We start from the raw sequence: 27000 nt of genomic DNA on the forward strand, positions 1-27000 counted from the left end.
TCCCTGTCCGTGGCCCGTGTCCCCACCCGTTCCGCGGCCAACCTCGCCCGAAGCGGGTGAACGCGGCGCCACCGCGTGCACGCGCGACGCCGGCCCCCGAACCGGGAGCCGGCGTCATCGCGGCGGACAGGTCAGTTGTTGGGGTCGTCGGCGCTGATGTCTGCGAGCACCGACTGGGGTTCCCGCTCCACCGCCAGGTCACCCATCGAGATCAGGCCGATCAGGCGGCCGTCGTCGACCACCGGGAGGCGGCGGACCGCGTACGTGCGCATCAGGTCGGCGGCGGCCACCGCGTCGTCGTACTGGCTCACCGTCACCACGTCCTTGCTGGTGATCTGGTTGAGCCGGGTGGCGGTGGGGTCCATGTTCTCGGCCACGCCCCGTACCGTGATGTCCCGGTCCGTCACGATGCCGACCACGTTGTCGCCGTCGGTCACCACCACGTCGCCGATGGCGCTGTCGCGCATCTCCTGCGCTGCGGCGATGAGCGTGTCGTTGCCGTCCATCGTCACCAACCGGGTCGTCATGAACTCTCCGACCGTTGTCATGGTGCTTCCCCTCTCGGTGTCGGCACGGCCGTCTACCCGCCGCCGCAGGCGGGGTAACGCCCGCGTCACCGCCGGGGGTGCAGGCGCCGGCGCAGGTCGTAGGAGCCGTTGCTGGACAGCCCGTAGAAGATCGGCAGCAGCAGGAGCACCACCAGCGCCGCCGGCACGCTCAGCAGCACGCCCACCAGACCGGCGATCGCGTACGCGAGCACGCCGAGCAGGGCCCGGACGCGTTCGGCCTCGAAGAACCGGGCGGGGACGTGCGGCTCCAGCAGTTCCCGGTGCCGGCTCAGGTAGTGGTAGAGCCACAGCCAGGTGATCGACAGGATCACGCCGACCAGCGCGTACGCGGACACGGCAACCCGCTCGTCGAAGACGTCGCCCGCCTCCACGGCGCGGGAGACGAGCGCGGTGACGAACGGCAGCAGCGCCACGCTGAACAGCACGCCGAGGTTCGCCCAGTGCAGTCCCCGGTCGGCGCAGCGGACCCGGTGGAACGTCCCCTTGTGGTTCAGCCAGTTGACCGCCACGTACAGGTAGGACGTGACGTAGGCGAGGTAGACCGGCCACTGGTCGAGCAGCGCGCGCAGCATCCCGCCCGGCGCCGTCTCGGGCACCCGCAGGTCGAGCACCAGCAGCGTGATGACGATGGCGAAGACCGCGTCGCTGAACCCGACAGCCCGGCCCGTGTCCGAACGCATCCCGGCGGACTCGGTGTCCCCTTCAGCCGTCATCTGCACCCCCGCCTGCCGGCGCGGGCGGCCGGCGACCCGGCGGGCATACCCGCTGTGCGGGCGTCCGTGCCGGGTGGCAGGGCACGGACGCCCGACGGGTCAGCGCTCGGCGGCGACCAGCTCGGCGAGCTGCACGGCGTTGAGAGCCGCGCCCTTGCGCAGGTTGTCGTTGGCGCAGAACAACGCGAGCCCGTGCTCGACGGTCTCGTCGGCGCGGATCCGGCCGACGTACGTCGGGTCCTGGCCAGCCGCCTCCAGCGGCGTCGGCACGTCGCGCAGCGCCACGCCGGGCGCGCCGTCGAGCAGCTCGCGGGCCCGGGCCGGGTCGATCGGCCGGGCGAACCGGGCGTTGATCTGCAGCGAGTGGCCGGTGAAGACCGGGACGCGCACGCACGTGCCGGAGACCTTGAGGCCGGGGATCTCCAGGATCTTGCGGCTCTCGTTGCGCAGCTTCTGCTCCTCGTCGGTCTCGAAGGAGCCGTCGTCGACGATCGAGCCGGCGAGCGGGAGCACGTTGAAGGCGATCGGGCGGGCGAACGAGCGCGGCGCCGGGAACTCCACCGCGCCGCCGTCGAAGGCGAGCCCGGCGGCGTCCTCGGCCACCTTGCGGACCTGCTCGTCCAGTTCCGCCACGCCGGCCAGGCCGGCGCCGGAGACCGCCTGGTAGGTGGCGACGACGAGGCTGACCAGCCCGGCCTCGTCGTGCAGCGGGCGCAGCACCGGCATGGCGGCCATCGTGGTGCAGTTCGGGTTGGCCACGATGCCCTTCGGGCGGTCCGCGATCGCGTGCGGGTTGACCTCGGCCACCACCAGCGGCACCTGCGGGTCCATCCGGAACGCCGAGGAGTTGTCGATCACCACGGCGCCGGCCTCCGCGACCCGGGGAGCCAGCTCCTTCGCGGTGCCCTTGCCCGCCGAGAAGAGCACGATGTCCAGGCCGCGGTAGTCCGCGGTGGCCGCGTCCTCCACGGTGACCTCGCCGTCGCGCCAGGGCAGCGTGCGCCCGGCCGACCGGGCCGAGGCGAACAGGCGCACCTGCTCCGCCGGGAACTCGCGCTCCGCCAGCACCTGCCGCATGACGCCACCGACCTGGCCGGTGGCTCCCACAATGCCGATCCTCATGCCCGCGAGGCTACCCAGCCGGGCGGCGCGGGTGGGAAACGTTTCCCACCGCACGGATGCGGGGCGACGGGAATCACAGGCCCGCCGCCCCGTCCGGTCAGGTGTGGTCGACCACCTCACCGAGACCGCTGGCGACCAGCTCGTCCCGGATGACCGCCGCGTCCCCCTCGATCACCATGGTCAGCGACTCGGGGTGCAGGTAGGTCGCCGCGGCGGCGGAGACGTCCTCGACGGTCGCCGCGAGCAGTTGCTCACGCAGCCGCGCGTGGTAGTCGTCCGGCAGGTCGTGCACGACGAGCGTGGTCAGGGCCGCGGCGATGGCTCGAGGGCTCTGCAACTCGACCGAGAGCTGCCCGGCCCGCCAGGAACGCGCCACCTCCAGCTCGTCCTCGGTGACGCCGGTGAGCCGGGTACGCGAGATCTCGCCCACCGACTCGACGAGCGCCGGGGCGGTCACCGCGGTCTGCACGCCGGAGCTGACGGCGAACCGGCCGAACCGCCGGGACGAGGCGAAGTCGCCCCGGATCCCGTATGTGTACCCGCGTACCTCGCGGATCAGGTGGTTGAGCCGGGACGTGAACGCGCCGCCGAGCACGGTGCCGGCGAGCGTCATCGGCACGTGGTCCGGGTGGGCGCGGTGCGGGGACGGGTGGCCCAGCCGCAGCGTCGACTGCACCGAGCCGGGCCGGTCCACCAGGATGATCCGGCGCTGCCCGGCCAGCGGCACGTCGATCGGACCGCCGCGTTCCACCGGGCCGCCGCCGGCCCCGGCGAACGCCGTCGCGGCGAGCGCGTCCAGGTCGATCCGCTCCAGGTCACCGGCGACGACGAGCGTGCCGGGGCGGATGAACCACTCCGAGTGGAAGACGGTGACGTCGTCCACCTCCAGCGCGGCCACGCTGTCCGGGTCGCCGTAGAGCGGGCGGCCCCACCGGTGCTGCGCGCCGAACAGATCGGCCCGCAGCACCGCGTCGGCGCGCGGGCCGGGGTTGGCCCAGTCCATCCGCAGCGCCGTCGCCTCGTCGTCGCGGACCCGCCGCACGTCGGCCGGGTCGAGCCGGGGCGTACGGACCGCCTCGGCCAGCAGCTCCACGGCGGCGGTCAGCCGGTCCACCGGCACCTGCACGCTCACCTGGAACGAGTCCCAGTCCAGCCCGGTCGACAGCTCGGTGCCGAGCGCCTCGATGGCCAGCGCGTACGCGGTGGCGTCCCGCTGCGCGGTGCCCTCCTCCAGCGCCTTCGCCAGCACCGCGCCGAGGCCCTCCTTGCCGACCGGCTCCCGGCCCGCGCCGCCGTCGAGCAGCAGCAGCGCGACGGCGAGATTCTGCCCGGGCAGGTGCGCGGCGACCACCTGACCGCCGGCCACCGTCCGCCGGACCACCTGCGGGAACCGGTAGGCGCGGGCGGCGCCGGGGCCGGGACGGGTGGCGATCAGCGACATCACTTCTCCTCGGGCAGGTAGGACAGGATCACCCGGTCGGCGGCGCCGAGCAGCTCGGCGGCCTGCTCGGCGATCTGCTCCGCGGTCACCGCGAGCCAGGCCGGCAGCCGGTCGGCCGCGCGGGCCGGGTCGCCGAACTGGGTGGCGTACCGGCCGAGCGTGTCCGCCCGTCCGTCCACGGTGGACATCTGCCGCCACCACATGGTGCTCAGCAGCGCCTTGGCGCGGTCCAGCTCGGCGGCGGTCACCGGCACGGTGGCCAGTTCGTCGACCACGTCGGCGAGCCCGTCGCGCAGCCGCTCGGCGCTCACCCCGGGCCGGGCCGTGGCGGTGGCGATCAGCGGGGCGGGCGCGTGCGCCAGGTCCACCCCGTACGCGCCGACCAGGTCCGGCTGGGCGATCCGCTCACCGTCGGCGAGTCGCTGGTAGAGCCGGCTGCCCCGGCCGCTGCCGAGCACCGTGGCCAGCACCGTCGTCACGTCGTACCCCTGGGTGCCGAACGGGTGGGTGCGGTGCGCGACGTAGACGCGGGGGGCGGGCACGTCGGCGGTGACCGTCTCCACCGCCGGGCTGCCGGTGGCGGGCACGGTGCGGCCGTCCGGCGCGGCCGGGATGTCGGCCCGCGCGGCCAGGCCGCCGAAGTACTTGTCGGCGAGCCCGAACACCTCCGCCGCCTCGGTGTCGCCGACCACGGTGAGGACCGCGTTGTTCGGCGCGTAGTAGGTGCTGTGGAACTCCTGGAAGGTGGCCAGGTCGGCGGCGTTCAGGTCGGCCATCGACCCGATCGTGGCGTGGTGGTACGGGTGGCCCGGCGGGTAGAGCAGCGGCAGCAGGCGCAGCCACGCGTCGCCGTACGGCACGTTCTCGTAGCGCTGGCGGCGCTCGTTCTTCACCACGTCGCGCTGGTTGTCCAGCGTCTCCTGGGTCAGCGCCGGCACCAGCCCGCCCATCCGGTCGGCCTCCAGCCAGAGCGCCAGTTCCAGGTGCTCGGCCGGGACCGTCTCGAAGTAGTTGGTCCGGTCCGGGTTGGTGGTCGCGTTGAGCGAGCCGCCCGCGCCCTGGATCAGCTTCATGTGCTCGGTCTTCGCCACGTTCACCGAGCCCTCGAACATGAGGTGCTCGAAGAGGTGGGCGAAGCCGGTCTGTCCCGCCGGCTCGTGGCGTGAGCCCACGTCGTACCAGAGGTTGACCGCCACGGCCGGGGCGGTGCGGTCCTCGCTCACCACCACGCGCAGGCCGTTGTCCAGTCGGGTCGTCTCGATCGGCCAGGGGAAACCGCTGTCGGGCATGAGACGACGCTATCCGATCCCGGCGGCGGAAAGGTGACACGCGCGCCGGAGCATCGTCGGTGCGCGCCGGGGTACCCGTGCGGGCATGGCCGCCACCACACCCTCCGCCGTCGAGCGCGCCGCCGCCGCGCTGGCCCGGCTCCGGCACGCCCGGCTGCTGCACCCGGCCGGGCGCACGTTCGCCAGCGAGACCCGGATCTGGGGTACGCCGGGACCGCCGACCGGGGTGCCGCTGCTCGACCTGCCGGGCCGGTGGCCGGCCACGATCCGCCTGTCCAAGGGCGTGCCGACGCCGGGTGGCTGGCCGGACGTGCTGGGCGTGGCGGTACGGCTGCACCGCGACCCGGAGCCGCCGGTGGACCTGCTGTGGAGTTCCAGCGGCGCCGCGCCGGTGCTGCGGAACCTGCCGCTGCCCCGGCGGCGCTTCACCGGGACGTACACGTCGATCATGCCGTTCCGGGCCGGCGGGCGGCGGCTGTTCCTGGCCGTGCTGGCCGACCCGGAGTCACCCGACCTGGGTCGCGGCCTGGCCGGGGTGGGCGCGGCGGTCGCGGCAGACGAGCCCCGGCTGGTGCTGGCGGTCGCCTCGGCGGTGGGCCGGTGGCGGCCGTTCGGCGAGGTACGCCTCGACGACGAGCGCGGCGCCGCCGAGGACGCCGCGCTCGCGTTCGACCCGATCGGCAACGTGCCGCCGGGATTGCGTCTGGCCGGCCCGCTGGCCCGGCTGCGGGACGACAGTTACCGGGGTTCCCGCCGGGCCCGGGGCGCCGGGCTCAGTCGGGCGGCTCGACGGGGGTGACGGTCTGCTCGGAGGTGCGGTGCTCCAGCACCGTGTCGGGGGCGGCGTTCTGGTCCGCCTCGCGGATGTCGGACTCGGTGAGGATCGCGTCGGCCTGCGCCTCGGCGTCGTCGCTGCCCGCCGCCGCCTCCTCCGGCAGCAGATGCGCTCGGGACTCGATCCGTTCCTGGTCGCTCGGGTCATGGCTCGTGGTCATGCCGATCACATACCCCGCGTTCCGCACTTCGGAACGACAGCGGGCTTTCCGCCGCGCGTCGGGTACGCTGGCCGACGTGACGCGGTCGTATCGATGGTTTAGGCAGCCGGCTGGAGGAGCCGGTGACTCGACCATGAGCTGACGTCACTTACCTCTTCGAGCCGGCCGGGCAGGGATTCTTTTCCCTGCCCTTTCGTATGCGAGCAGCCGGCTCGATCCCCCGGACCCGGCACGGGGGCACGGTCGGCGGAAGGAATCCCCACCGTGACCACGTCCCAGGACGCCCATCGGGTCATCGACCAGCGCATCGACCGTGTGGTGCCGCTGACCACCCCGGCCCTGCTGCACCACCACCTGCCGCTCGAGACCCCGCTGGCCGAGGCCGTCGTGGCGGGCCGCCGTGCCGTCGGCCGGGTGCTGGACCGCGCCGACGACCGGCTGCTCGTCGTCGTCGGCCCCTGCTCCGTGCACGACCCGGCCGCCGCCCTGGAGTACGCGGGCCGGCTGCGCGAGGCCGCCGCCCGGGTCGCCGACGACCTGCTCGTGGTGATGCGTGTCTACTTCGAGAAGCCGCGTTCGACTGTGGGCTGGAAGGGCCTGATCAACGATCCGGCGCTGGACGGCTCCGGCGACGTGAACACCGGTCTGCGTACCGCGCGGGCGCTCCTGCTCGACGTGCTGCGGCTGGGCCTGCCGGTGGGCTGCGAGTTCCTCGACCCGATCACCCCGCAGTACATCGCGGACACGGTGGCCTGGGGCGCGATCGGCGCGCGGACGGTGGAGAGCCAGGTGCACCGGCAGCTCGCCTCCGGGCTGTCCATGCCGATCGGCATGAAGAACCGCCCGGACGGCAGCATCGCCACCGCCGTGGACGCGATCCGGGCAGCAGGGGTGCCGCACGTGTTCCCCGGCATCGACGTCTCCGGCACCCCGGCGATCATGCACACCCGGGGCAACGCGGACGGGCACCTGGTGCTGCGCGGCGGGGGCGGCCGGCCGAACTACGACGCGGAGTCGGTGGCCGGGGCGCTGGAGCTGCTGCGGGCGGCGGGCCTGCCGGAGCGGGTGGTGGTCGACGCCAGCCACGCCAACAGCGGCAAGGACCACCGCAACCAGCCGCTGGTCGCCGCCGACGTGGCCGCCCAGCTCGCCGCCGGTCAGCGCGGGATCGCCGGCATCATGCTGGAGAGCTTCCTGGTGCCCGGCCGGCAGGACCTGGACCCGACCCGGGAGCTGACGTACGGCCAGTCGGTCACCGACGCCTGCATCGGCTGGGACACCACGGCCGAGGTGCTGGAGCACCTGGCCCAGGCCGTCCGGGCCCGCCGGGCCACGCTCCCGGCCCGGGCCTGAGCGGGGTTGGGGCGAGTTTGACCGGTTCGGTGCCGGGTAGGTGGTCGGCGTGACCGATGACGCGCCCGTGACCGAGCAGCCCGACACGCGGCCGCTCGACGACCTGCTCGACGACATCTACCACGGCCAGGAGCGAATCACCCAGGCGGACATCTACCGCCGGGCGGTGGCCGCCGAACTCCCCGCGGAGCTGCTCACCCGGATCGCCGCGCTCCCCCAGGGCGAGTACGCGGCGGACGAGGCGGCCGATCTGCTGGGCGGCACGGTCGCCTGAGCCCCCCGCCGACGAGAGGACGCGAGATGACCCACCACGACCGCGAGCACGAGCACCTGGCGGCGCTCGGCCAGCCCCCGGAGGGCGTCGACACGCTGCCGGAGCCGGACTTCGCCAACGAGCACGACCGGACCGCCGTGGACCGGGACGTCGTCACCGGCGAGGACGAGGACGAGCGGGAGCCGGAGGCGTCGCGCGGCTGGGCCGGCGAGGACCACGGCACCACCCCCACCTGACGGTGGAGACAGACGAAAGGGGGCCGGCGCCCGCGCGCCGGCCCCCTTCGTGTCCGCGTGTCACGCCTCGTGGCGACCGCCCTCGGCCGCCTGCTGGGCGACCGCGTACCCCATCTGGAGGAAGTCGGAGGCGGCCACCGCGGTCAGCGCGGTGGCGACCAGCCGGGTCAGCCGGGGCGCCAGGACCAGGCCGCCGGTGAGCCCGGTGGCCACCCAGACCGCCAGGCAGAACGGGCAGCTCACCAGCTCGCCGAGCGCGTGCCGGGTCGGGCTGCCCTCGTCGCGGACCTGCTCCATCACCTCGCCGCTGCCGATCGGGTGGTCGTAGCGGGTGAACGGCGCCCGCAGCGGGCTGGTGATCGCATCCTTGGACAGCAGCCGGCTGAGCTTGTGCGTGGCGATCGAGAGCAGCACCACGTCCGCTGGCGTGGGCCGCTCGGGCACCGGCCGGCCGGTCGCCCGGACCAGGCCGACGAGCGCGGCCGTCACCCCCGCGTACGTGCCCATCGCCTTCAGGTAGCCCTCCAGCGGCCGATGCTCGTGCGGCGCGTACGCCTGGCGCAGGCGCGCCACCTTCTGCTTCAGGCCACTCCCGGTCAACCCGGCCTCCTCGTGCTCGTCGTGCGGGCCGGGCTCAGCCGGCGGTCAGGTTGTCGGCCACCTCGCGGTCGAGGTTGGCCAGGATCTCGTCGGCCAGGTCGTGGTCCGGCCCGGCCAGGTCCAGCCGCACCCGGGCGCCGCCCGCGCCGGCCGGCTCCACGTCGATCTCGGCGGACCAGTCCGCGGCGCTCCACCGGGCCCGCATGTCGTCGGCGTCGACGACCTCCACCCGGCAGGTGCCGGAGTTGCGCAGCCGCTCGGGCAGCCAGGCCGAGGAGCGGTCCGGATCAGTGGCGGTGTTGAACACCACCTCCGGCGGCGCGGACATGCCGCGCTCGGCGTGGCTGGCCATCAGGCGTCCCGCAGCCGGCTCGGGTCGACCTCCCGGCCGGGGTGCCGGGCCAGGTACTCCGTCTCCAGTTCGGCGGTGCGCCGCAGGTGGTTGGCGAGCGCCGAGTCGGTGGCGTGGCGCAGCGTGTCCAGCCGGGTGCGGTGCAGGCTCTGCATCTCCCGGACCAGGTCCTCGTCGCCCAGCTCCACCGGGTCCACCCCGAGCTGATCGCCGTCGACGGTGCGGGCGTGATCGCCGTCCCACTCCGCGACCCGCTGTTCCGGGCTCGCGTCCCGGCGTACCGATTCGGTCATCGTCGCCCCCTCGTCTCGTTCGGGTTGGCACCTGTTCGGATGCCCACCGGGCGTGTCACCAAACCACCGCCCGGACTACGACGCCGTGTCGGAGACACCCGGGAGTCCCGGTACTCTCGTCGGCATGGAACGGCTCTGGACACCGGCGTGGATCGTCCGCCACGTGGCCATGGTCGTGCTGGTGGCGGGTTGCCTCGGCATGGGCTGGTGGCAGGTCACCCGCGCCGCCGGGGGAAACGCGATCAGCTTCGGTTACGCGATCGAGTGGCCGGTGTTCGCCGGTTTCGTGATCTTCGTCTGGTGGCGTGAGGTCCGCCAGACGCTGCGGGCGACGCCGCCGGGCGACGCGCAGCCGGCGGCCGATCCGGCACCGTCGGCGGCCGCCGGCGCCGCGCCGGTCGCCACCACCCCTGCGGTACGCCGGCCGGTGCGCGTCGTGCGGGCGCCGGCCGCCCCGGCCGACGGGGCGGACGACGCGGAGCTCGCCGCGTACAACAGCTACCTATCCTGGTTGAACGCCAATCCGGGCGCCCGGCCCGGCGACTATCCCGGCTGAGGCCGGTGCGGAAGGACGGACGACGGTGGGCGGAGCCCTTACCCGGTACCGCGTGATCGCCTGGATCGTGGGCGTGGCGCTCGTGGTGCTGGTCCTGATCGGCATGCCGCTGAAGTACGGCTTCGACAACCCGAGCGTGGTGGGCGTGGTCGGCGTGGCGCACGGTTGGCTGTACATGCTCTATCTGGCGCTCACGTTCGACCTGTCCCGCCGGGCGAACTGGCCGCTGAAGCGGATGCTGCTGGTGATGCTCGCCGGCACCGTGCCGTTCGTCTCGTTCTACGCCGAGCGTCGGGTGAGCCACTGGGTGGCCGCCGAGGCCCGGCCGCGTACGCCGGAGCCGGTAGCGGGCTGACCGCCCGTCACCGGGCCGGCCGCCACGGCTCGGCCGCCGGCGGGTCGGCCCAGCCGCCCAGCCGCGCCGCCTCCCGGGCCCGCCCCAGCGCGCGGGCGACCTGGCCGAACTGCCGCTCGTCGTCGCTGCTGAACAGCAGCACCTCGGTGCCCCGCACCCGGCCCCACAGCTCGTGCGCCGGGGGCCGTACGCGGTCGCCGATCAGCACCAGCAGCATCGGCACCAGCCCGACGGCGCCGAGCAGGAGGTACGCCCCGGCGGTGAGCCGGTGCAGGCCGCCGGTGAAGCCGAGCAGCAGGCCGACCGCGGCGATCATCGCGGCGGACACGGCGACGGCCCGGATCGCGAGCCGGTCGTGCGGCCCGCGGTCGATCCGGAGCTGGGTGATCTCGGCCACCGGCCAGGTGTTGCGGCCGACGGTGAAGCGCTCGGCGGTGACCACGATGCCGGGCCGGGCGTAGAGCAGCCTGGGTCCGGCCGGTCGCGGCGAGCGGGGCGGCTGGGTGGCGGAGCGGTCGGTCTGCACGGCGGCCTCCCGGGAGCAGGGATCCCGTGGTGGGATTTCCCGTCCGGGCTTCATTGTGTTTGCCTCGCGCCACCTGACCTCGGGGTTTCGCCTGTCGCGGGTTGACCGGCCCGCGCGCGCCCGCCGGAAACAGAGAATGATTTCCGTCTTTGTCATGACTTCGCCTGGCGTGGCCTGGCGACATCCGCCCAGAACGACGAATCGGGCGAGTCGCCTCATCCACCCACCGGCTCCCCCTCATCACTTTCCGCCACTTTGCCAACTTTCGCCCCTGCTTGAACTCCCGGCTACTGCGATCACGGGTTAGGTTGTCCAGGTCGGCCCGGTCGACAGCCGTCCACCCGGACGGCCCCGGGCCGGTGTCGCCGGGTCGCGAACGCGCCCGGCGACCGGTGGGAGAGGAGCTTTCCGCTCTTGTCGTCCTTACGGATGCTGCTCCGCTCGCTGGCGGTGGCCGGCCTATCGGCCGCGCTGCTCGCCCCGGCGCAGGTGGCCCGGGCCGAGCCGACCCCCGCCGAGCTGACGAAGCAGATCGAGAAGTCCTCGACTGAGCTGGAGCGAATCGTCGAGTCCTACAACAAGCTCAACGAGGACATCAAGGCCAACAAGGCCACCGCGGCCAAGTTGGAGGCCCGCATCGGGCCGCTGCAGGAACAGGCCGAACGCAGCCGCGCCGATGTGGCCGTACTGGCCGCGACGGCGTACAAGACCGGTGGCATGCGCACCGCGGCGGCCCTGCTGGACCCGGGCGGCCAGGCCACCCTGCCGGAGCGGCTGGGCACGCTCGACCAGCTCACCCGCCAGCGGCAGCGCACCATCAACAGCTTCACCGCCGACCAGAAGCGGCTGATCGACCAGAAGACCGCGCTGGACGTCACGCTCGCCCGGGAGGCGGCGCAGGCCAAGCAGCTCAAGTCCGCGAAGACGCGGATCGAGGCGGACCTGTCCGACCTCTACGAGATGCGGCGCAAGGCGTACGGGCGGGCCACGGAGGCACCCGGCAACCCCAGCTCGGCGGGCAAGCCGCCGGCCGTCTCCGGCGACGCCGGCACGGCGGTGCGATACGCCTACGGTGCGGTCGGCAAGCCCTACGGCTACGGCCAGGACGGCCCCGGCAGCTACGACTGCTCCGGTCTGACGCTCGCCGCCTGGCGGGCCGCCGGGAAGTCGTTGCCGCACAGCGCGGCGCAGCAGTGGGGGGCCACCACGCGGATCAGCCGCAGCCAGCTGCAACCGGGTGACCTGGTGTTCTACTCCGGGCTCGGGCACGTGGCGCTCTACGTCGGCAACGGCCAGATCATCGACGCGCCCAGCGCCGGACGCAACGTCAGCAAGCGCGGCATGAACATCATGACGATCGCCGGCTACGGCCGGGTCTGAGCACCGCGAAGACGGCGAACGGCCGGCGTCCCCCTGTCGGACGCCGGCCGTTCGCCGTTCATTGTTACCAGGTCAGGCCGCCTGGAGCCCCTCCGCGCGAGCCAGCTCACGCAGCCGGCCGAGAGCCTGGATCTCCAGCTGGCGGATGCGCTCCCGGGAGAGCGAGAACCGCGACGCGACCTCGGTCAGCGAGTGCTCGCGCCCGTCCTCCAGGCCGTACCGGGCCCGCATGATGCCGGCGGAACGGTCGTCGAGGTGGTTGAGCAGACCCTCGATCCGCTGCCGCTCCAGGCCGGTGAGCACAATCTCCTCCGGCGACGGCGCGTCGCTGTCGGCGACCAGGTCACCGAGGTTGGTGTCGCCGTCGTCGCCCACCGGGGTGTCCAGCGAGACGGTGTCCTGCGACCAGCGGACCAGCTCGTTCACCCGCTCGACGGTGACGCCGAGCGCGGTCGCGATCTGCTCCGGCTCCGGGTCGCTGCCCAGCTCACGGGTGAGCTGGCGGGCCACGTTGCGCATCCGGTTGACGTCCTCGACCAGGTGCACGGGCAGCCGTACGGTCCGCTCCTGCTGGGCGATCGCCCGGCTGATGGCCTGACGGATCCACCAGGTCGCGTAGGTGGAGAACTTGAATCCGCGCTCGTAGTCGAACTTCTCGACCGCCCGGACCAGGCCGGTGTTGCCCTCCTGGATCAGGTCCAGCATGGGCATCCCGGAGCGCACGTAGCGCCGGGCGATCGACACGACCAGTCGCAGGTTCGCGCGGATGAACAGGTCCTTCGCGCGCTCACCCTCGACGACCAGCCGCTCCAGGTCCTCCCGGTCGGCGCCCTCGGGGATCCGGTCCTCGTCGAGCAGGTGCTCGGCGTAGAGGCCGGCCTCGATCGCCTTGGAGAGGTCGACCTCCCGGGCGGCGTCGAGCAGCGGCGTCCGGGAGATCTCGTGCAGGTAGACGCCGACCAGGTCCCGCTCCTCGGCGACCTCGTCGGTACGCATGCCGATGTTCTTGTCCACGATTGCCACGGTCCCCTCGCTCGCGCCGGTTGCCCGGTTCCTTGCCATCCCCACGTTCATCAGCCCTCCCCGTAACCTCCGCTGTGCCCGTAGGTGCTGACACCTACACAACAGATGTGACGCGTCGGGGATTCCATGTCGTGAGTCGAAACTGTCACGAATGCCTGAGTAGTAGCTGAGAGCCCGGTCCATGTTTCCTGTTACCGGCCCGGTTCGGGCGGCTCGTGGGCGCCGTTTTCGGCGCATACCGGAGCTGCGAAATCGCCGTTCGCCCATGGAATGGCACCATTGCCTGTTCCATGAACACAGCGAGCCGCGTCACCGAGTCGTTGCGATCCTGGTCACTGCGAGATACGCGCCTGGGGACCGGTCGGTTCAGCCATGCTCAAGGATTACCCTCCGCCTCGTTGAACAATCCGTGCCGGAGGAGTCGTCCCCCTCCCGCACGTGATACGCGTCGCACCCGCCGGGCGGATGCGCCGGGCGGGTGGATCGGGCGGACGGGGCGGGACGGACCGGGACGGGCCGGGCTCGCGGCGAGGCCGGAGACGTCAGGAGGCGAGCAGGGCGAGCGCGCCGCGTACCTGGTGGGCGGAGCGGGCCAGCGCGGCCCGGGCGGCGGGCACCTCGGCGCCGGACACCAGAGCCACGAGCGCGGTCTTGAGGTCGCCGTCGGCCTCCCGCAGGGCGACCCGGCACACCTCCTCGGCGCAGCCGGTGGCCTCCACGAGAATCGAGATCATGCGGCCGCGCAGTTTGGCGTTCGTCGCCACCATGTCGATCATGAGGTTCGAGTAGACCCGGCCCAGACGCACCATCACGGCCGTGGAGAACGTGTTGAGCACCAGCTTCTGCGCCGTGCCGGCCTTCATCCGGGTCGACCCGGTGACCACCTCCGGTCCGGTGTCCACACCGATGAAGACGTCCACCGACGCGGCGGCCTCGGCCTCCGGATTCGCGCAGAGCAGCACCGTACCGGCCCCCTGCGCCCGGGACGCGGCGAGCGCCCCGAGGACGTACGGGGTGCGCCCGCTGGCCGCGAGGCCCACCACGAGGTCGCCGGGGCGTACGCACTCGGCGGCGTCGGCGGCGCCACCGCGCTCGTCGTCCTCGGCGTCCTCGACGGCGCGCCACATCGCCTCCGGGCCGCCCGCGAGGTGCGAGCAGAACCAGTGCCGCGGCGAGTTGAACGTGGGCGCCAGCTCGGCGGCGTCGAGCACGCCGAGGCGCCCGGAGGTGCCGGCGCCGAAGTAGTGCACGCGGTGCCCGTCGCGCAGCGCGGCCACGGCCAGGTCGACCGTCTCGGCGATCTCGTCCAGCACCGCGGCGACGGCGGCCGGTACGCGCCGGTCCGCCTCGTTGATGACCGTGAGCACGTCCCGGGTGGACATCAGGTCGAGGTCGACGCTGTGCGGGTTGCGCCGCTCGGTCGGCGCGCCGACGCGCACCACCGGCCGTACCGCCGCCACGCCGTCCCGCTCCACCCGACCCGCCGTCATCCCCGCCTCCGCCCGGGACCGACCCGGTGCGACTGGACCGCCTCGGCGGTGGCCTCCAGGGCCTTCTTCGTGCGGGCCCGGCTGCGGGCGGCCACCCCGACGAAGAGGCAGTCGACCACTGTGAGCTGGGCCAGCCGGCTCGCTGTCGCGCCGGAGCGGTAGGTCGTCTCCCGGGCGGCGGTGGTGAGCACGTGGTCCGCGACCTCGGTGATCGGCGAGCGCGGGAAGTTGGTGAGCGCCACTGTGGTGGCGCCGCGCGCCCGCGCCTGCTCCAGCACCTCGATGACGTCGGAGGTGGTGCCGGTGTGCGAGATGCCGACCGCGACGTCGCCGCGGCCCAGCAGGGCGGCGGAGGTGAGCGCGGTGTGCACGTCCGGGAAGTAGAACGCGATGCGGCCGATGCGGTGCAGCTTCTGCTGGAAGTCGGAGGCGACGAAACCGCTGGCGCCCGCGCCGTAGACGTCGATCCGGCCGGCCGCGGTGATCGCCTCGACCACCTGCTCGCAGACCGCCGGGTCGAGCTGCTCGGCAGTCTCCTCGACGGCCCGGGCGTCGTTGAACGCGATCGTGGCGATGATCTGGGCGAGATCCGCGCCCGGCGGGATGTCGCCGCCGACCACCCGCGCGTCCGGCGGCTCGACCCGGCGGGCGGCCTCGGCGGCGAGCCGGATCCGCAGCTGCGGGTAGCCGTCCATGCCGACCGAGCGGCAGAAGCGGATCACCGTCGCCTCGGACGTCTCGGCGGCGGTGGCGAGGTCGGTGATCGTGCGCCGGGCCGCATCCGCCGGATCGGCGACGACCAGCCGGGCCACCCGCTGTTCGGCCGGGGACAGCGAGGGCAGCAGGCCGCTGATGTGGACGATCAGTCCACCGGGCTCGTGACTCGCAGAAATCTTCGGACTCTTCGCCACGGATGAAACTTACTTTCACGAGGCGTGAGCGTCAACCATGACACCGCGTATCGGGAAATTTACTGTCTTCCGTACCCGCCCCCGGGCCAAGGATCCCATTGTCGCAGCCCCACTGCCTCATCCGGTCCGGTCGAGTCACTCCTGCCGCCCGACGTGCCGGTCCGCCGTCGCGCGGCAGGTCCTGCCTGGTCGGCCTCGGCCGGGCGGGCCGGACGGCCCGTGCGGGTCACCGGTCGGTCGGCGCGACGGTTGGCTAGCGTGTGTGTCCATGACGGAACGCACGGTGCTGGTGACCGGAGGCACGGGTGGGCTCGGCGGCGCGGTCACCGCCGCCTTCCTCGACGCGGGTTGGCGGGTGGTCGTACCCCAGCGGGAGCCCGGGGCGGACGACGGCCCGGTCCGGGTCGTGGCCGACCTGCTGACGCCCGAGGGGGCCGCGCGGGCGGTCGAGGCGGCGACCGCCGAGCCGGCCGCGCCGCTGCGCGCGGTGGTCAACCTCGTCGGCGGGTACGCCGCCGGCGGCCTGGTGCACGAGACCCCGGTCGAGGACTTCGAACGGATGCTGCGGCTCAACCTGCGCCCCACGTACCTGGTCACCCGGGCCGCGCTGCCGCACCTCGTGGCGTCCGGCGACGGCGCGGTGGTCTGCGTCTCGGCCCGGGCGGCGCTCTCGCCGTTCCCCGGCGCCTCCGGCTACGCCACCGCCAAGGCGGCGGTACGGGCGTTCGCCGAGACGGTGGCGGTCGAGTACCGGCAGCGCGGCGTGCGGTGCAACACGGTACTGCCGAGCGTCATCGACACCCCGGCCAACCGCGCCGCCCAGCCCGACGCCGACCATGCACGCTGGGTGCCGCCGGCCGAGATCGCCGCGGTGATCCGCTTCCTGGCCTCCCCCGAGTCCGCGCCCACCAGCGGCGCGAGCATCCCGGTCTACGGGCGGGCCTGAACCGGCACCGGCCCGTCCCGCCCGGCGCCACCGGCCGGCGTCGGACCGGGACCGGCGGACGGGTCGTCGGGCAGCCACTCGCTCAGGTGCGCCCGGATCCGGCGGGCCACCTCCTCCGGCGGGCCGTTGCCGTCCACCACCACGAAGCCGCCGTACTCCGGCAGCTCGCGGTAGGCGGCGTCCGCGGCGGTGAGCCACGCCATCGTCTCGTGGTCGGTGCCGCGCCGTTCGATCCGCCGGTACGCCTCGGCGGGGTCGACGGTGAGCAGGAACGTCACCCTCGGCGCCGGGAAGATCCGGTACCCGGCCCGGGCCAGCCGCTCCCACCGCTGTCCGCCGTGCGCCCGGATGCTGGCGTACTGGCAGGCCGACCACCTGTCCATCACCGCGGTCCGGCCGGTCACCAGGCAGCTGAGCAGCGCGAGCGCGATGGCCAGCCAGCGCAGCACCGACTCGACCACGAGCAGGCCGTCGCGCCCGACGAGCCGCTGCGCGTCCGGACGGCCGAGCCGCTGCGCGATGCGGCCGAGCCAGCGCCGGCCACCGGCGTTGCGGTGGTACGTGGCCGGAAGGCCGGCGGCGGTGAGCGCCTCGGCGAGCCGGTGGGCCTGAGTGGTCTTACCCGAGCCGTCGATGCCGATCAGGGCGACGGCACGCAGTCGGGCCCTGCCCCGCCGCGTCCGCAGTGAGCTGGCCACCCTCCCGAGGTTATCCGACCGATGCTCACACCGGCCCGTATGTCGCTTTCCTGCCCTGACGGGCCGATCGCGCCGCAACAGGTGTGACCGGAGCGTCCGCCGGGTACGCATCGTGGTCCCACCGCCCAATGACGACGAGGGAGCCGCAGATGGCCGAGCGCGGGGACGAGACCCTGGTGCACACGCTGAAGAAGGTCGCCGCCGTGCTCAAACAGTCCGACATCCCGTTCGCACTCGGTGGCAGCTTCGCGGTGTACGCGCACGGCGGCCACTCCAGCGACCACGACGTGGACTTCCTGCTCCGCGAGGCGGACGTGGAACGGGCGCTGGAGGCGCTGGTCGAGGCCGGCTTCACCGCCGAGCGCCCGCCGGAGGACTGGCTGGTCAAGGTCTACGACGAGGACCGGATGGTGGACCTGATCCACCGGCCGGTGGAGACCCCGGTCACCGAGGAGACGTTCGCCGACACGATCGTGCGCCCGGTCGACGCGATCCACATGCCGGTGCTCTCGGCCAGCCAGCTCATGGTGCACAAGCTGCTCAGCTTCTCCCAGCACTACTGCGACTTCGCCCGGGCCCTGCCGCTGGCCCGCTCGCTGCGGGAACAGATCGACTGGGAACGGGTACGGAAGGAGACGCAGCACTCGCCGTACGCCGAGGCGTTCCTGGTGCTGCTCGACCGGCTGGACGTGCTGCCCGGCGGCGCGCCCGGAGGAAGGGAGACCCTGTGACCGGACTGTCCGGCGACATTCCCCCCGACGAGTACGTCGAGGCGGAGATCCAGAGCATGCTGGCCGAGGACCCGACGGTGGCCGAGCAGGGCATCACCGTGGTGCGGCGGGAGAACGGGCTGGTGCTCTACGGCGAGGTGGAGAGCCCGCACCGGCGGGAGGAGATCCTGCGCCGGGTGGCCGAGCGCTTCCCGGACACGCCCGTGACCAGCGACATCGGGGTGATCCGCACGCAGGCGCCCACCCAGGTCGAGGAGTTGCCGTGAGGGAGGTTCGATGGTGATCCGGATCGCCGCCGTGGGCGACGTGCATCTGGACCAGGACGTGGTGGGCCGGTTCCGTCCGGCGCTGGAGGAGCTGCCCGGCTGCGCCGACGTGCTGCTGCTCGCCGGTGACCTGACCCGGCACGGCACCGAGGCCGAGGCGCGGTGCGTGGCCCAGGAGTTCGGCGACCTCGGCGTACCGGTGATCACCGTGCTCGGCAACCACGACCACCAGTGCGACGAGGTGCCGCAGGTGGTGAAGGTGCTGGAGGACGCCGGGATCACGGTGCTGGAGGGCACCGGCACGGTGGTGGAGACCCCCGGCGGGCGGCTCGGGGTGGCCGGCGTGAAGGGGTTCGGCGGCGGGTTCGCCGGGCGGTGCGCCAGCGACTTCGGCGAGCCGGAGATGAAGGCGTTCGTACGGACCACCCGGGAGAGCGCCGACGCACTCACCGGCGCGCTGCTCTCGCTGGAGTGCGACGCGCTCGTCGCGCTCACCCACTACTCCCCCGTGCCGGACACGCTCGCCGGCGAGCCGCTGGAGATCTACCCGTTCCTCGGCTGCTACCAGCTCGGCCAGGCGATCGACTCCGCCCCCACCGCGCTGGCGCTGCACGGGCACGCCCACCACGGCACCGAGCGCGGTACCACACCGGGCGGGGTACGGGTCCGCAACGTGGCCCACCCGGTGATCAAACAGGCGTACAGCGTCTTCCACCTGGGCGGTGATCAGCTCGACTGACCGGGAGGTTTCCGGTATCGGGCGGCCGGGTATTCAGCCGACATGGAGCTGATTCTCTGGATTCTCGCAGTCGTACTGGTGGTCGCCGGAATTCTCGCCCTGTTCCGCCGGCAGATCCTCTGGGGCATCGTCCTCATCGTCGTCGGCCTGCTGGTCGGCCCGGGTGGCGTCAGCATCTTCAACACGTAACAGCGGTTCCCGTACCCGCCGGGGTCACCCGGCCCGGGTGTTCCGTCCTGCCGGACCGGAACACCCGGGCCGGGTGACCCCGGCTTTTCCGCGCCCGGCGGCTCCCGGGCGTTTGCCGGGCCGGTCGAGCGGAAACATCTCGACCATGGAGATGTCGCAGAGTGCCGCCCGGCGTACCACAGGCGCCCGCACGTGGTTGGCGCTGCTCGCCTTCGGCGCCGCCACCTTCACCGCCGCCGCGATCGGCGGGCTGGGTGTCCAGGGCACCTCCGCCGAGTACCAGAGCCTGGAGCAGCCCGCCTGGGCGCCGCCGTCGTGGCTGTTCGGCCCGGTCTGGACCGTGCTCTACGTGCTCATCGCGATCGCCGGCTGGCTGGTCTGGCGCCGGGCCGGGTTCGGCCCCGCGGTCTGGGCCTGGGTGGTGCAGCTCGTGCTGAACGCGATCTGGGCCCCGCTGTTCTTCGGCGCCGGGGCGTACGGGCTGGCGTTCGCCGAGATCGTGCTGATGTGGCTGGCGATCGGGGTGACGGTGGCCCTGTTCCGGCGGATCTCCCGGCCGGCCACGCTGCTGATGCTGCCGTACTGGGCCTGGGTGACGTTCGCGTCCGCGCTGAACTTCGCGGTCTGGCGGCTGAACTCCTGACCGGTACGGGCGCGGGGGCCGCTCGCCTCCGCGCCCGCCGGGTTCAGCAGCGGGGTACGCCCGGGATGTAGCCGTCGTACCCGGTGTAGACGTAGGCGTCGGAGATGAACCGGCCGGAGCCGATCCGGTCCCAGATCGAGCTGGTGCCGTACGTGCCGGTGACGCTGGTGCCGCTGGTCTGACACTGGATGGTCACCTTCGCCCCGTCGGCGACCGTGCCGACCGAGCTGTAGCCGGTGCCGGGGCCGGAGCGGACCGTCAGCGGGGAGCCGGCCGTGTTGACGGTGCCCTCGCCGGTGTTCGTCCCGCCGCAGCCGTTGTCACTGGTGTAGGTCTTGGTGCCCCAGTAGAGCGCCTGGACGCCGTTGAACTTGATCTTCACAGAGCTGCCGTCGATGCGCTGCTCGTAGTGCAGGTGCGGGCCGGTGGAGCCGCCTGTCGTGCCGACGTACCCGATCACCCGGCCGTAGCCGACGGTCTGCCCGACGGAGACGTTGAAGGCGTTCAGGTGGGCGTAGTAGGTGGTGTGACCGCCACCGTGGTTGATCCGGACGTACTTGCCGTAGCTGGTGTCGCCGAGGTTGGTGACCACGTCGACGGTGCCGGGCGCGCTGGCGACCACCGGGTCGCCCAGGTCGTCGGTGCGGTTGAAGTCGATGGCGTTGGCCGGGCTGTGGTTGGTCCGGGTCTGACCGGACCAGGACTGGTTGCACGGGAACGGGACCTTGAACGTCGGGGCGGCCATCGCCGGCGCGGCCGGCACGAGCGTCGCCGCCAGGACCGCGGCGCTCGCCCCGAGGGCGAGCCATCGCTTACGCATCCACTGCCTCCAATGTTGAAAGTCTTCAATGTGATGCGGACATCCTGACAGAAAGTTCCGTTCCCGGGAAGTTTCGTGGGAGCGCACCCACCGCCGGTGGCCAGGGTTTCGGGATTGTTACCGGGCCGTGTCCGGCCAGGGGTGGACCCGACACGATGCAAGCGCTTACATGTGAGGACGACCATCGGACCGGCGCGGGTTCGATCCCCCCACGCGCCGGCAAGGAAGGAGATCGGCATGGCGTTTGCCAGATCGCGCCAGGCGCTCGCGGTCGCCGGCGTCCTGGGGCTGGCGCTCGGCGTCGCCGCCTGCGGCACCGGCAACGACAAGAAGAGCAGCAACGCGGGCTCGGCCGAGTGCGGCGCATACGAGAAGTACGAGGGTCACGACGGCAAGAAGGTGACCATCTACTCCTCGATCCGTGACATCGAGGACGAGCGCCTCCAGCAGTCCTGGAAGCAGTTCGAGGACTGCACCGGCATCGAGATCGACCACGAGGGCTCCGGCGAGTTCGAGGCCCAGCTGCCGGTGCGGGTCGACGGCGGCAACGCCCCCGACCTCGCCTTCATCCCGCAGCCGGGTCTGCTGAAGCGGTTCGTCGACTCGGGCAAGCTCAAGCCGGTCGGCGCCGACACCAAGGCGATGGCCGAGCAGAACTACTCCGCCGACTGGCTGAAGTACAGCACCGTCAACGGCCAGCTCTACGGCGCCCCGCTCGGCTCCAACGTGAAGTCCTTCGTGTGGTATTCGCCGAAGACCTTCAAGGAGAAGGGCTGGACGGTCCCCACCACGTGGGACGACATGATCAAGCTCTCCGACCAGATCGCGGCGAGCGGCACCAAGCCGTGGTGCGCGGGCATCGAGTCCGGTGACGCCACCGGCTGGCCGGCCACCGACTGGATCGAGGACGTGCTGCTGCGCACCGGCGGCCCGGAGGTCTACGACAAGTGGACCACCCACGAGATCCCGTTCAACGACCCGCAGGTGGCTGACGCCCTCAACCGGGCCGGCACCATCCTGAAGAACGAGAAGTACGTCAACGGCGGCTTCGGCGGCGTGAAGAGCATCGCCACCACCTCCTTCCAGGAGGGCGGCACGCCGATCACCGCCGGCAAGTGCGCGCTGCACCGCCAGGCGTCCTTCTACGCCAACCAGTGGCCCGAGGGCACCAAGGTGGCCGAGGACGGCGACGTCTTCGCGTTCTACTTCCCGGCCATCGACCCGTCGAAGGGCAAGCCGGTTCTGGGTGGTGGCGAGTTCGTCGCGGCCTTCGCCGACCGTCCCGAGGTCCAGGCGGTGCAGACCTACCTGGCCTCCGGCGAGTACGCCAACAGCCGCGCCAAGATCGGTGACTGGGTCTCCGCGAACAAGAAGCTGGACCTGAACAACGTCCCGAACCCGGTGGACAAGCTCTCCGTGGGCATCCTCCAGGACGAGAAGACGGTCTTCCGCTTCGACGGCTCGGACCTGATGCCGGCCGCGGTCGGCGCCGGCACCTTCTGGAAGGGCATGGTGGCCTGGATCAACGGCAAGGACACCACCGCCGTCCTGAACGACATCGAGGGCAGCTGGAAGTGATCTGGCAGGTGGCCCGGTCCGGTTCTCCGGACCGGGCCACCTCTGCTAGCCGAACCCTTGAAGGAGGGTCGATGGAGTTCGACTTCGCGGCGGAGCAGCCGAAGTTCCTCATGCTGATGTACGGCTTGATCGCCTTCGTCGCGGTGGTGGGCGGGCTGCTCCTGCTCCTCGACGTGGTGCCGTCGTACTTCGCCCGGCGCCGGGAGGCGCAGCTCGTCGCGGCCTCGGCCAGCGGCGCGCCGCTGGCCCGGCCGCGCAAGCGGGGCGAGGGCGCGTTCGCGTTCTTCTTCCTGTTGCCGACGCTGCTGCTGCTCGCCGTCGGGCTGGTGGTCCCCGCCGTCCGCACCACGCTGCTCTCCTTCATGGACTCCGGCAGCAACAACTGGGTGGGCCTGGACAACTACCGCTGGATGTTCGCCGAGGACTCGATCGTCCGGGTCCTGATCAACACGCTGATCTGGGTGCTCCTGGTGCCGCTGGTGGCCACCGCGTTCGGCCTGATCTACGCGGTCCTGGTGGACAAGGCCCGGTTCGAGGCGGTCGCCAAGTCCCTGATCTTCCTGCCGATGGCGATCTCGTTCGTCGGCGCCTCCATCATCTGGAAGTTCGTCTACGCCTACCGGGGCGAGGGCGACCAGATCGGCCTGCTCAACCAGATCGTGGTGAGCCTCGGCGGCGAGCCGAAGCAGTGGCTGCTGGACTCGCCGCTGAACACGTTCCTGCTCATCGCGATCATGGTGTGGATCCAGGCCGGTTTCGCGATGGTGGTGCTCTCCGCGGCGATCAAGGCCATCCCGGCCGACATCGTCGAGGCGGCCCGGCTCGACGGCACCACCCCGTGGCAGATGTTCTGGCGGATCACCATTCCGAGCATCCGGCCGGCCCTGATCGTCGTGGTGGTGACGATCTCCATCGCCACGCTCAAGGTCTTCGACATCGTCCGGACCGCCACCAACGGCAACTACGACACGAACGTGATCGCGACCGAGATGTACAACCAGGCGTTCCGCTACCAGGAGAACGGTCAGGGCTCGGCGCTGGCGGTGTTCCTGTTCGTCCTGGTGATCCCGATCGTGATCTACCAGATCCGCAACCTGCGCAAGCAGCGGGAGGGCTGAGATGACCACCGCCACGCCCACCGTCGGAGTCGGCGCCCAGGCCACCGGACCGACCACCCGGGGCGCCCGGGTGCGCAAGCGCCTGAACAGCCGTACCGCCACGCTCGTGTCGATCGTCATCGCGATGCTCTGGACGATCCCGACCTTCGGCCTGTTCATCTCCTCGCTCCGGCCGGAGAACGAGATCAAGACCACCGGGTGGTGGACGTTCTTCACCAACCCGCAGATCACGCTGGAGAACTACCAGGAGGTGCTGTTCAGCCGCGGCTCGTCCGGGCAGCTGGCCAGCTACTTCATCAACTCGCTGGCGATCACCATCCCCTCGGTGCTCTTCCCCCTGGCCTTCGCGTCGCTCGCCGCGTACGCGCTGGCGTGGATGAACTTCAAGGGGCGGGACTGGGTCTACATCGGGATCTTCGCGCTCCAGATCGTGCCGCTGCAGATGGCCCTGGTGCCGCTGCTGCGGTTCTTCTCCACCGGTGTCACAGTCGCCGGCGTGCAGATCATGCCCGCGTGGGACCTGGTCGACGAACAGAAGTTCGCCCAGGTGTGGTTCGCGCACACCTGCTTCGCGCTTCCGTTCGCCGTGTTCCTGCTGCACAACTTCATCTCGCAGCTGCCCGGCGACCTGATGGAGGCGGCTCGGGTCGACGGCGCCACCCACCCGAAGATCTTCCGCACCATCGTGCTGCCGCTGATCATGCCCGCGCTGGCGGCGTTCGGCATCTTCCAGTTCCTCTGGGTCTGGAACGACCTGCTGGTCGCGCTGATCTTCGCCGGTGGCGGCGACGAGACCGCCCCGATGACCGTCCGGCTCGCGGAACTGGCCGGTACCCGGGGCAACGAGTGGCAGCGGCTGACGGCCGGCGCGTTCGTGTCGATCGTCGTACCGCTGATCGTGTTCCTGTCCCTTCAGCGCTTCTTCGTGCGAGGTCTGCTCGCCGGCAGCGTCAAGGGTTGATCCGGTGCCCCGCCGCCGGCACGGCCGGCGGCGGGGTCCGGGTCACAGCGGGGAGATCACGATGACCAGGATTGACGACGTCGCCCGGCTGGCCGGGGTCTCCACGGCCACCGTCTCGCGGGCGCTGCGGGGCCTGCCGACGGTCTCGGCCGCGACCCGCCGCCGGGTGCTCGCCGCCGCCGAACAACTCCAGTACGCGGTGTCGCCCAGCGCGAGCCGGCTGGCCGGCGGCCGGACCGGCACCGTGGCGGTGGTGGTGCCCCGGATCACCAGATGGTTCTTCGGCACCGTGGTCGAGGCGGTCGAGGAGTTCCTCCAGGACAGCGGCTACGACCTGCTGCTCTACAACCTCGGTGGCCGGGAACGGACCCGGCAGCGCGTGCTGCGCACGGCGAGCCTGCACAAGCGGGTGGACGCGATCATCCTGGTCGCCACCCCGCTGCGGGCCGCCGACGTGCACGCGCTGACGAAGCTGGACCTGCCGGGCGTGACGATCAGCTCCGGCAGCGAGGTGCCCGGGTGGCCCTGCGTCCGGATCGACGACGTGGCCGCCGCCCGCACCGCCACCCGCCACCTGCTCGACCTCGGCCACACCCGGATCGCGCACATCTCCGGCGACCCGGACGACGAACTGGCCTTCACCACCCACCTGGACCGGCGGCGCGGCTACCAGGAGGCGCTGCGGGCCGCCGGTCTGCGGCCCGACCCGAGCCTCGACGTCGAGTCGCGGTTCACCATCGACGGCGGCACCCGGGCCACCGCGGAACTGCTGGCCCGGGGCGAGCCGCCGACAGCCATCTTCGCCGCCTGCGACGAGATGGCGATGGGCGCGGTCACCGCGCTGCGCGACGCCGGGCTGCGGGTGCCGCAGGACGTGAGCGTGATGGGCATCGACGACCACGACCTCGCCGGTGTGCTCGGGCTCTCCACGATCGCCCAGCCCGCCGCCGACCAGGGCCTGCTCGCCGCCCGCATCCTGCTCGACCCGCTCGGCGTACGGGCCTCCGAGCCGTACCCCGGCCTGGTGCCCGCCCCGCGCGGCCCCGACACCGACGGCGGTACGCCGTCGCCGGTGATCCTGCCCACTCGCCTGGTGGTGCGCGAATCGACAGCGCCGCCCCGGGCACACTGAAGAACTCGCTGGTCCCGCACCACCCAGACAGGAGTAAGGCGCTGAACACCGACGCGACGCAGCAGACCCCGGGCACCGGCTGGTGGACCGAGGCGGTGATCTACCAGGTCTACCCGCGCTCGTTCGCCGACTCCGACGGCGACGGCATCGGTGACCTGCCGGGCATCACGTCCCGGCTCGACCACCTCGCCGAGCTGGGCGTCGACGCGCTCTGGCTGTCCCCGTTCTACCCGTCCCCGCAGGCAGACGCCGGGTACGACGTGTCCGACTACCGCGACGTCGACCCGCTGTTCGGCACGCTCGCCGACGCCGACAAGCTGATCGCCGAGGCGAAGGCGCGCGGGCTGCGGGTGATCGTCGACCTGGTGCCCAACCACACCTCCTCCGCGCACCGCTGGTTCACCGCGGCCGTGGCCGCCGCGCCGGGCAGCCCGGAGCGGCAGCGCTACGTCATCCGCGACGGCAAGGGCCCGGACGGCGCCGAGCCGCCGAACGACTGGGTGAGCGTGTTCGGCGGCCCCGCCTGGACCCGGCTGCCCGACGGGCAGTGGTACCTGCACCTGTTCGACTCCGGCCAGCCCGACCTCAACTGGGACAACCCGGAGGTGCGCGCGGAGTTCCTCGACGTGCTGCGTTTCTGGCTGGACCGGGGCGTCGACGGCTTCCGGGTGGACGTGGCGCACGGCCTGATCAAGCAGGCCGACCTGGCCGACTGGCAGGAGCCGCAGGAGATCCTCTCCGGCAGCGAGGTGGACAAGCCGCGCCCGCCGATGTGGGACCAGGACGGCGTGCACGAGATCTACCGGGAGTGGCGGCGGGTGCTCGACTCGTACCCCGGTGAGCGGATCCTCGTCGCCGAGGCGTGGGTGGAGCCGGCCGAGCGGCTGGCCCGGTACGTGCGCCCGGACGAGATGCACCAGGCGTTCAACTTCGAGTACCTGCTGGCCGCCTGGACCGCGCCGGCCCAGTACGCGGTGATCACCCGCTCGCTGGAGGCCACCGACTCCGTCGGCGCGCCCACCACCTGGGTGCTGTCCAACCACGACGTGGTCCGGCACGCCTCCCGGCTCGGGCTCGGCACCGGCGGCGGCCGGGCCAACGGCGTCGGCGTGGACGACCCGCAGCCGGACGCCGCGCTGGGCCTGCGCCGGGCCCGGGCGGCCAGCCTGCTGATGCTCGCGCTGCCCGGCTCCGCCTACCTCTACCAGGGTGAGGAACTGGGGCTGCCGGAGCACACCACGCTGCCCGACGAGGCCCGGCAGGACCCGACCTGGAAGCGCAGCGGGCACACCGAGCGCGGCCGGGACGGCTGCCGGGTGCCGATCCCGTGGGAGGCCGACGCCCCGTCGTACGGCTTCGGGCCGACCGACGCGAGCTGGCTGCCCCAGCCGCCGGTGTGGGCCGAGTACGCACTGGACCGGCAGCGCGGCGTTCCCGGCTCGACGTACGAGCTGTACCGGACCGCGCTTCGGTTGCGCCGCGAGCACGCGCTGGCCCGGGGGCCGCTGCGGTTCCTGTCCTCCGGCGACGAGGTGCTCACGTTCACCAACGGCGACCTCACCGTGCTGACCAACTTCGGCGCCGACCCGGCACCGCTGCCGGCCGGCGCGCAGGTGCTGGTGTCGAGCGCGCCGCTCGACGGCGACGTCGTGCCGACCGACGTGACGGTCTGGTTCCGGAGCTGAGGCAGTGGCCCCGCCG

The 27000-nt window shown here is 72.4% G+C and carries 32 protein-coding genes and 1 pseudogene; 18 read left to right on the forward strand and 15 right to left on the reverse strand.

Annotated features, from left to right (window positions below):
* Positions 1 to 131: 131 nt before the first annotated feature.
* The 5 genes from O7611_RS22390 to O7611_RS22410 all read right to left on the reverse strand — a co-directional run bounded on the left by O7611_RS22390 (position 132) and on the right by O7611_RS22410 (position 5134).
* The gene (locus O7611_RS22390; RefSeq protein ID WP_030502240.1) at positions 132 to 548 is read right to left on the reverse strand and encodes a CBS domain-containing protein; all 417 of its coding nucleotides are present in this window, start codon (positions 546 to 548) and stop codon (positions 132 to 134) included.
* Between the two features lie 65 nt (positions 549 to 613).
* Positions 614 to 1282, reverse strand: a complete 669-nt coding sequence (locus O7611_RS22395) for a TMEM175 family protein (RefSeq protein ID WP_194800683.1) — start codon at positions 1280 to 1282, stop codon at positions 614 to 616.
* Positions 1283 to 1381: 99 nt separating this feature from the next.
* Positions 1382 to 2404: an aspartate-semialdehyde dehydrogenase gene (locus O7611_RS22400; RefSeq protein WP_194800682.1), complete on the reverse strand. Its 1023-nt coding sequence runs from the start codon at positions 2402 to 2404 to the stop codon at positions 1382 to 1384.
* A 97-nt stretch (positions 2405 to 2501) separates the two neighbouring features.
* Complete coding sequence (locus tag O7611_RS22405) at positions 2502 to 3845, reverse strand: M16 family metallopeptidase (protein WP_269697522.1); 1344 nt, start codon at positions 3843 to 3845, stop codon at positions 2502 to 2504.
* Positions 3845 to 5134 carry a M16 family metallopeptidase gene (locus O7611_RS22410; RefSeq protein WP_269697523.1) on the reverse strand — a complete coding sequence of 430 codons (1290 nt, stop codon included), beginning with the start codon at positions 5132 to 5134 and terminating at the stop codon, positions 3845 to 3847. Before O7611_RS22410 ends, O7611_RS22405 begins: the two co-directional genes overlap by 1 nt.
* Positions 5135 to 5219: 85 nt before the next feature.
* Here O7611_RS22410 and O7611_RS22415 point away from each other — a divergent pair, with 85 nt between their 5' ends.
* The gene (locus O7611_RS22415) at positions 5220 to 5933 is read left to right on the forward strand and encodes a phosphodiesterase (RefSeq protein WP_269697524.1); all 714 of its coding nucleotides are present in this window, start codon (positions 5220 to 5222) and stop codon (positions 5931 to 5933) included.
* On the opposite strand, the gene O7611_RS22420 is transcribed toward O7611_RS22415, so the two are convergent.
* Positions 5908 to 6129 (reverse strand): hypothetical protein, encoded by a 222-nt coding sequence (locus O7611_RS22420; RefSeq protein WP_013288141.1) that lies wholly within the window; start codon positions 6127 to 6129, stop codon positions 5908 to 5910. The genes O7611_RS22415 and O7611_RS22420 overlap by 26 nt on opposite strands.
* 255 nt (positions 6130 to 6384) lie before the next feature.
* On the opposite strand from O7611_RS22420, the gene O7611_RS22425 reads away from it, so the two are divergent.
* Genes O7611_RS22425 through O7611_RS22435 form a run of 3 tightly spaced genes read left to right on the forward strand, consistent with a single transcriptional unit; the run spans position 6385 to position 7992 of the window.
* Entirely contained in the window at positions 6385 to 7482 is a 1098-nt protein-coding gene (locus O7611_RS22425; protein ID WP_194800736.1) for a 3-deoxy-7-phosphoheptulonate synthase, read from the forward strand.
* Positions 7483 to 7522: 40 nt separating this feature from the next.
* A complete protein-coding gene (locus O7611_RS22430) occupies positions 7523 to 7756 on the forward strand; it encodes a hypothetical protein (protein ID WP_018786980.1) in 234 nt (77 codons plus the stop codon).
* Positions 7757 to 7782: 26 nt separating this feature from the next.
* Positions 7783 to 7992, forward strand: coding sequence for a hypothetical protein (locus O7611_RS22435; RefSeq protein WP_194800678.1), 210 nt, complete (start codon positions 7783 to 7785; stop codon positions 7990 to 7992).
* Between the two features lie 60 nt (positions 7993 to 8052).
* Here O7611_RS22435 and O7611_RS22440 read toward each other — a convergent pair whose 3' ends face one another.
* The 3 genes from O7611_RS22440 to O7611_RS22450 are packed head-to-tail and all read right to left on the reverse strand — an operon-like array spanning position 8053 to position 9237.
* Positions 8053 to 8592 carry a DUF1360 domain-containing protein gene (locus tag O7611_RS22440; protein ID WP_013288145.1) on the reverse strand — a complete coding sequence of 180 codons (540 nt, stop codon included), beginning with the start codon at positions 8590 to 8592 and terminating at the stop codon, positions 8053 to 8055.
* A 34-nt stretch (positions 8593 to 8626) separates the two neighbouring features.
* Positions 8627 to 8944: an SRPBCC family protein gene (locus O7611_RS22445; protein ID WP_030502250.1), complete on the reverse strand. Its 318-nt coding sequence runs from the start codon at positions 8942 to 8944 to the stop codon at positions 8627 to 8629.
* Positions 8944 to 9237, reverse strand: coding sequence for a DUF6158 family protein (locus tag O7611_RS22450; RefSeq protein WP_135241715.1), 294 nt, complete (start codon positions 9235 to 9237; stop codon positions 8944 to 8946). The genes O7611_RS22445 and O7611_RS22450 overlap by 1 nt, the downstream gene beginning before the upstream one ends.
* Positions 9238 to 9361: 124 nt before the next feature.
* On the opposite strand from O7611_RS22450, the gene O7611_RS22455 reads away from it, so the two are divergent.
* Both O7611_RS22455 and O7611_RS22460 read left to right on the forward strand, forming a co-directional pair.
* Positions 9362 to 9793 carry a hypothetical protein gene (locus O7611_RS22455; RefSeq protein WP_194800677.1) on the forward strand — a complete coding sequence of 144 codons (432 nt, stop codon included), beginning with the start codon at positions 9362 to 9364 and terminating at the stop codon, positions 9791 to 9793.
* Between the two features lie 25 nt (positions 9794 to 9818).
* Positions 9819 to 10148: a DUF3817 domain-containing protein gene (locus O7611_RS22460; RefSeq protein ID WP_194800676.1), complete on the forward strand. Its 330-nt coding sequence runs from the start codon at positions 9819 to 9821 to the stop codon at positions 10146 to 10148.
* Between the two features lie 7 nt (positions 10149 to 10155).
* Here O7611_RS22460 and O7611_RS22465 read toward each other — a convergent pair whose 3' ends face one another.
* Positions 10156 to 10674 carry a DUF6232 family protein gene (locus O7611_RS22465; RefSeq protein WP_194800675.1) on the reverse strand — a complete coding sequence of 173 codons (519 nt, stop codon included), beginning with the start codon at positions 10672 to 10674 and terminating at the stop codon, positions 10156 to 10158.
* A 414-nt stretch (positions 10675 to 11088) separates the two neighbouring features.
* Between O7611_RS22465 and O7611_RS22470 the strand changes: the two genes are divergently transcribed.
* Complete coding sequence (locus O7611_RS22470) at positions 11089 to 12054, forward strand: C40 family peptidase (RefSeq protein ID WP_194800674.1); 966 nt, start codon at positions 11089 to 11091, stop codon at positions 12052 to 12054.
* A gap of 72 nt (positions 12055 to 12126) precedes the next feature.
* Here the strand turns inward: O7611_RS22470 and O7611_RS22475 are convergent, their stop codons facing one another.
* The 3 genes from O7611_RS22475 to O7611_RS22485 all read right to left on the reverse strand — a co-directional run bounded on the left by O7611_RS22475 (position 12127) and on the right by O7611_RS22485 (position 15478).
* On the reverse strand, positions 12127 to 13116 hold the full coding sequence (locus O7611_RS22475) for a sigma-70 family RNA polymerase sigma factor (RefSeq protein WP_194800735.1): 990 nt from the start codon (positions 13114 to 13116) through the stop codon (positions 12127 to 12129).
* A gap of 503 nt (positions 13117 to 13619) precedes the next feature.
* On the reverse strand, positions 13620 to 14567 hold the full coding sequence (gene murQ / locus O7611_RS22480) for an N-acetylmuramic acid 6-phosphate etherase (protein WP_135241720.1): 948 nt from the start codon (positions 14565 to 14567) through the stop codon (positions 13620 to 13622).
* Positions 14564 to 15478: a MurR/RpiR family transcriptional regulator gene (locus O7611_RS22485; RefSeq protein ID WP_194800673.1), complete on the reverse strand. Its 915-nt coding sequence runs from the start codon at positions 15476 to 15478 to the stop codon at positions 14564 to 14566. The genes murQ and O7611_RS22485 overlap by 4 nt, the downstream gene beginning before the upstream one ends.
* A gap of 268 nt (positions 15479 to 15746) precedes the next feature.
* On the opposite strand from O7611_RS22485, the gene O7611_RS22490 reads away from it, so the two are divergent.
* A complete protein-coding gene (locus O7611_RS22490) occupies positions 15747 to 16424 on the forward strand; it encodes an SDR family NAD(P)-dependent oxidoreductase (RefSeq protein WP_194800672.1) in 678 nt (225 codons plus the stop codon).
* Here O7611_RS22490 and O7611_RS22495 read toward each other — a convergent pair.
* Positions 16409 to 17122, reverse strand: a complete 714-nt coding sequence (locus tag O7611_RS22495; protein ID WP_269697525.1) for a dTMP kinase — start codon at positions 17120 to 17122, stop codon at positions 16409 to 16411. The two genes, O7611_RS22490 and O7611_RS22495, sit on opposite strands and share 16 nt — an antisense overlap.
* A 149-nt stretch (positions 17123 to 17271) precedes the next feature.
* Here O7611_RS22495 and O7611_RS22500 point away from each other — a divergent pair, with 149 nt between their 5' ends.
* The 5 genes and pseudogenes from O7611_RS22500 to O7611_RS22520 all read left to right on the forward strand — a co-directional run bounded on the left by O7611_RS22500 (position 17272) and on the right by O7611_RS22520 (position 19690).
* Entirely contained in the window at positions 17272 to 17853 is a 582-nt protein-coding gene (locus O7611_RS22500) for a nucleotidyltransferase (RefSeq protein ID WP_194800670.1), read from the forward strand.
* Positions 17854 to 17909: 56 nt separating this feature from the next.
* Positions 17910 to 18119, forward strand: a complete 210-nt coding sequence (locus O7611_RS22505) for a hypothetical protein (protein ID WP_225853111.1) — start codon at positions 17910 to 17912, stop codon at positions 18117 to 18119.
* Positions 18120 to 18129: 10 nt separating this feature from the next.
* Positions 18130 to 18910 (forward strand): annotated as a pseudogene (locus O7611_RS22510) (metallophosphoesterase family protein).
* Entirely contained in the window at positions 18901 to 19047 is a 147-nt protein-coding gene (locus tag O7611_RS22515; protein WP_013288160.1) for a GPGG-motif small membrane protein, read from the forward strand. Before O7611_RS22510 ends, O7611_RS22515 begins: the two are co-directional and overlap by 10 nt.
* Positions 19048 to 19192: 145 nt before the next feature.
* Positions 19193 to 19690 carry a TspO/MBR family protein gene (locus tag O7611_RS22520; protein WP_269697526.1) on the forward strand — a complete coding sequence of 166 codons (498 nt, stop codon included), beginning with the start codon at positions 19193 to 19195 and terminating at the stop codon, positions 19688 to 19690.
* A gap of 43 nt (positions 19691 to 19733) precedes the next feature.
* Here O7611_RS22520 and O7611_RS22525 read toward each other — a convergent pair whose 3' ends face one another.
* The gene (locus O7611_RS22525; RefSeq protein WP_120573485.1) at positions 19734 to 20510 is read right to left on the reverse strand and encodes a M23 family metallopeptidase; all 777 of its coding nucleotides are present in this window, start codon (positions 20508 to 20510) and stop codon (positions 19734 to 19736) included.
* A 237-nt stretch (positions 20511 to 20747) separates the two neighbouring features.
* Between O7611_RS22525 and O7611_RS22530 the strand changes: the two genes are divergently transcribed.
* The 5 genes from O7611_RS22530 (at position 20748) to O7611_RS22550 (ending at position 26984) form a co-directional block, all read left to right on the forward strand.
* Complete coding sequence (locus tag O7611_RS22530) at positions 20748 to 22088, forward strand: ABC transporter substrate-binding protein (RefSeq protein WP_194800665.1); 1341 nt, start codon at positions 20748 to 20750, stop codon at positions 22086 to 22088.
* A 71-nt stretch (positions 22089 to 22159) separates the two neighbouring features.
* On the forward strand, positions 22160 to 23206 hold the full coding sequence (locus O7611_RS22535; RefSeq protein ID WP_194800664.1) for a carbohydrate ABC transporter permease: 1047 nt from the start codon (positions 22160 to 22162) through the stop codon (positions 23204 to 23206).
* A 1-nt stretch (position 23207) separates the two neighbouring features.
* Complete coding sequence (locus tag O7611_RS22540; RefSeq protein ID WP_194800663.1) at positions 23208 to 24167, forward strand: carbohydrate ABC transporter permease; 960 nt, start codon at positions 23208 to 23210, stop codon at positions 24165 to 24167.
* A gap of 61 nt (positions 24168 to 24228) precedes the next feature.
* A complete protein-coding gene (locus O7611_RS22545; RefSeq protein WP_194800662.1) occupies positions 24229 to 25299 on the forward strand; it encodes a LacI family DNA-binding transcriptional regulator in 1071 nt (356 codons plus the stop codon).
* A 41-nt stretch (positions 25300 to 25340) separates the two neighbouring features.
* Complete coding sequence (locus tag O7611_RS22550) at positions 25341 to 26984, forward strand: glycoside hydrolase family 13 protein (protein WP_194800734.1); 1644 nt, start codon at positions 25341 to 25343, stop codon at positions 26982 to 26984.
* Positions 26985 to 27000 lie beyond the last annotated feature (16 nt).

Origin of the sequence: Micromonospora sp. WMMC273 (assembly GCF_027460285.1) — a bacterium.
Lineage (GTDB): Bacteria > Actinomycetota > Actinomycetes > Mycobacteriales > Micromonosporaceae > Micromonospora > Micromonospora aurantiaca.